Genomic DNA, 3,851 nt, shown 5'->3' on the forward strand with positions numbered 1-3,851 from the left:
GGCCGGATCGATGCGCAGCGGATAGGACTTCTTACCGGGACGGGCCATCAGAATCAGAGGAAAACGTGGCGTCGGCAGCGGGGAGGTGCCGTGGATGCATCAGGTGTAGAGCGTGCCCGTGTTGACCACGGGCTGGGTTTCGCGGTCCGAGCACAGTACCACCAGCAGGTTCGACACCATCGAGGCCTTGCGCTCGTCGTCGAGCACGACGAGGTTGCGCTCCGACAGGCCCTTGAGGGCCGCCTCGACCATGCCGACCGCGCCCGCCACGATCTGGTGCCGCGCGCTCACGATGGCCACCGCCTGCTGGCGCCGCAGCATCACCTGGGCAATTTCCGGCGCGTAGGCCAGGTGCGTGAGCTTGGCATCGAGCACCTCGACACCCGCGCTGGCAAAGCGCTGGTTCAGCTCGGCCTTGAGCGCATCGGCCACCACATCGAGGCCGGCGCGCAGCGTGACCTCGTCGCTTTGCAGGTCGTCGCCGCTGTCGTACGCGTAGAGCGTGGCCAGGTGGCGGATGGCGGCTTCAGACTGGATGGCGACGAACTTGTTGTAGTCGTCGATCTCGAACACGGCCTGCGCGGTGTCGTGCACGCGCCAGACCACGGCCGCGCCAATCTCCACCGGGTTACCGCGCTTGTCGTTCACCTTCAGCGGCGGCGTGTTGAGGTTGCGCGCGCGCAGCGAGATCTTCTGGCCCGACTGGAACGGGTTGGTCCAGCGCAGCCCCTCGGCGCGGTCGGTGCCCTGGTACTTGCCGAAGAGCGTGAGGATGATGCCCTCGTTGGGCTTGAGCATGTACAGGCCCGGCAGCAGCGTGACGCCGACGACGATCAGCAAGATGCTCAGGGGCAGCGGCATCATCCGCCGCACGAGAACCCAGGCGCCGACCGCAAGGATCAGCAGCGCCACGGCGACGATGCCGTATCCGTTGACGGACCGATACGGCCGCTCCCTGCGAACCTGGCGGGGGATGGACGGGGTCTGCTCGTGCATGAAGGCCTCCTGTTGAAAGTGATATCACTTTAATATCTTTTTGGAGGTCGTCAAGATTTTCTTTCGGCTCGCCTTCGCCGGTTCGGCCGCTTCGCGCAGGCACTGCGCAAACTGCGCGACGAGGGGCGGGCTGGCCCGCGGCTTGCGCTGCAGCAGCCCGACCTCGCGATGGAACGTGGACTCGCCCAGCGACAGCATGCGCACGCCCGGCGGCAGCGGAAGGTGGGCCTCGACCCACGGCACGAGCGCAACGCCCAGGCCCTTGGAGGCCAGGTGGATGAGCCCGGAGATCTCGTCGACCTCGATGGCGTCGCTCACGGCGATGTCTTCGCGCCGCAGGAACCGTTCGACCATGCGCCCGCCGAACGACGCGCGGTCGTAGCGCAGGAACGGCTGTTCGCGCAGCAGCGTGCGCCAGTTCCTGCCGGGCACGTCCGCGGGGGCAATGAGCACGTAGGGCTCGCGCACCAGGGTCTGCCACGTCAGCTCCGGAAGAATGCCGAAGGGCGGCCGGATGATCACGGCCGCATCGATGCTGCCGGCGTCCAGGTCATCCATCAGCCGCATCGACACGCCGGGCGAGATGTGCACGCGCAGCAGGGGAAAGCCGACGCGCAGTTTTTCGAGCGCCCGCGCCACCAGCGTCGGCTGAGCGGACGCAATGGCGCCGATGCGCAGCAGCCCGGCGTTGGCCGCGTCGTCGGGCAACTCGCCGAGCTTGGCGTAGAGGGCGCAGATCTCTTCCGCCCGCCCGAGCGTTGTCTCGCCCGCCGCATTCAAGGTGGCGGAGCGGCCGGTGCGATCGAAGAGCGGGAAGCCCAGCGATTCCTCGAGGCGCTTGATCTGGCTGCTGACGGCCGACTGCGTCAGGCCGATGCGCTCTCCCGCTGCGGCGAATGTGCCGTGGCGGCACACGGCGATGAAGGTTCGAAGCTCGGTGATCATTTGTGATTCATCGAAATTGGTGGTGCTCAGCGTCGAAATATATCGTTTTCGGTTATGTGGCTCGCTGCTTAGAGTTCGCTCACCCTGAACTCCTAGATCGATGAACCCCATGAACACGCCCACTGCACGCATCCCGTTCCACCTGGCCTTTCCTGTTCGCGATATCGCCGAGGCGCGCGCCTTCTACGGCGAGTTGCTCGAATGTCCGGAAGGCCGCAGTTCGGCCGAGTGGGTCGACTTCAACTTCTACGGACACCAGATCGTGGCGCATCTGGCACCCGACGAATGCGGTCACAAGTCGCACAGCGCCGTGGACGGCCACGACGTGCCCGTGCGCCATTTCGGCGCCGTGCTGCCGATGGACCTGTGGCAGGCGATGGCCGACAAGCTCATCGCACGCCAAACGAAATTCGTGATCGAGCCCTACATCCGGTTCAAGGGCGAGCCCGGTGAACAGGCGACGATGTTCTTTCTCGACCCGTCGGGCAACGCCATCGAGCTGAAGTCCTTTGCGGACCTGGATTCGCTGTTCGCCGTCTGAAAGCGCCGACGTGAATAAAAGCCACTGCCTTCTGGCGGCCGCAACGGCTGCGGCGCTCCTGCTGTGCGCCGGACGTGCATCCGCCCAAACCGACGTCCTGAAGAAGATCAAGGAGTCCGGCGCCATCACCATGGGTGTGCGCGACGCCTCGGGCGCCATGTCCTTCACCCTGGGGCCCGGCAGCTACACGGGCTTTCACGTCGAGGTCTGTGAACGTGTCATTGCCGACATCGGGAAGGCGTTGCAGATTGGCAAGATCCACGTGAAGTACCAGCTCGTGACGCCGCAGAACCGCATGCCTCTCGTGCAGAACGGAACGGTCGACATCGAGTGCGGCACCACGACCAACAATGCGGCGCGCCAGAAAGACGTCGCGTTCGCCCCGACGCTCTATGTCGAAGGGGTTCGCATCGCCGTCAAGGCGACCTCCGGCGTTGCTTCTGCGGCCCAGCTTGCCGGCAAGGCAGTGGCCGTGACCACGGGGAGCACCTCCGTCCAGCTGCTGAGAAAGCTCAAGCGCGACAACGCCCCCGAGATCGCGGAGGTGTACGCCAAGGACAACAGCGAAGGGTTCCTGCTGCTCGAATCGGGCCGTGCAGAGGGCTTCGTCGCCGACGGCCAGATCCTTGCCACCTTGATTTCAAAGAGCAAGGCGCCGGCGCAATACAGGTTGCTCGACCAGGTCCTCAGCGTCGAGCCGATCGCGATCATGATTCCCAAGGGCGACGCCGCGTTCAAGACGCTGGTCGATCAAAGCGTCGTGGCGTTGGCAAGGAGCGGGGACGCCGCGCGGATCTACGACAAGTGGTTCATGCAACCCATTGCGCCGCACGGCGCGAAGGTGGGTCTGCCGGCCAGCGCCCTGACCAAGGCCGCCTGGGCGAACCCCAGCGACAAGCCGATGGAAGACTACGAGGCGCGATAGGGCGGCACGCGTGAGGCGATGCGGTCGAATCAGACGATCAGGTCGAAGCAGCAGCCCGCGTAGTAGGGCTTGTCGCCGCCATCCACGAAGGGCACCTCGATCGGTTTTCCCTCGTTGCGCCACACGTCCCGCTTCCGGTAGCCGGAGCGTGCAAGGTCGGCCAGCAGCTCGTCGTGGTGCTGGATGCGGTAGGCGCACACGGCCACGCCGATGCTGTTGAGCGTGTAGATCGTGCGCTCGGGGTGCACGGCCGTGGTGTTCATGACGATGCGCCGGGGCTTCACGGCGAGCGAAGAAAGAATTGCGTCCATGCGCGTCGGCAGGTACTGCAGGCTGCCCGAGACATACAGCACGTCGCAGTCGCTGGCATCGCGATAGTCGGTGGTGAAGTTCAGTTGCGCGGTCGCTTCGCGCTTGACGGCCATCGCGCGGCCGCTTTCGACC

The 3,851-nt window shown here is 65.4% G+C and carries 5 protein-coding genes; 2 read left to right on the top strand and 3 right to left on the bottom strand.

Translation table 11 applies throughout. The features are described 5' to 3' along the window. Positions 1–99: 99 nt before the first annotated feature. Positions 100–996 (bottom strand): SPFH domain-containing protein, encoded by an 897-nt coding sequence (locus AAG801_RS40920; protein ID WP_341893597.1) that lies wholly within the window; start codon positions 994–996, stop codon positions 100–102. Between the two features lie 24 nt (positions 997–1,020). Further along, the gene (locus AAG801_RS40925) at positions 1,021–1,941 is read right to left on the bottom strand and encodes a LysR family transcriptional regulator (RefSeq protein WP_341893600.1); all 921 of its coding nucleotides are present in this window, start codon (positions 1,939–1,941) and stop codon (positions 1,021–1,023) included. Positions 1,942–2,050: 109 nt separating this feature from the next. Here AAG801_RS40925 and AAG801_RS40930 point away from each other — a divergent pair, with 109 nt between their 5' ends. Next, a complete protein-coding gene (locus AAG801_RS40930) occupies positions 2,051–2,482 on the top strand; it encodes a VOC family protein (RefSeq protein WP_319360758.1) in 432 nt (143 codons plus the stop codon). A gap of 10 nt (positions 2,483–2,492) precedes the next feature. Next, positions 2,493–3,407, top strand: coding sequence for an amino acid ABC transporter substrate-binding protein (locus tag AAG801_RS40935; RefSeq protein ID WP_341893598.1), 915 nt, complete (start codon positions 2,493–2,495; stop codon positions 3,405–3,407). Positions 3,408–3,436: 29 nt separating this feature from the next. Here AAG801_RS40935 and AAG801_RS40940 read toward each other — a convergent pair. After that, positions 3,437–3,851 (bottom strand): methyltransferase, TIGR04325 family (locus AAG801_RS40940; protein WP_341893599.1); only part of this gene is annotated, 415 nt, incomplete at its 5' end.

This window comes from Variovorax sp. YR752 (genome assembly GCF_943372545.1).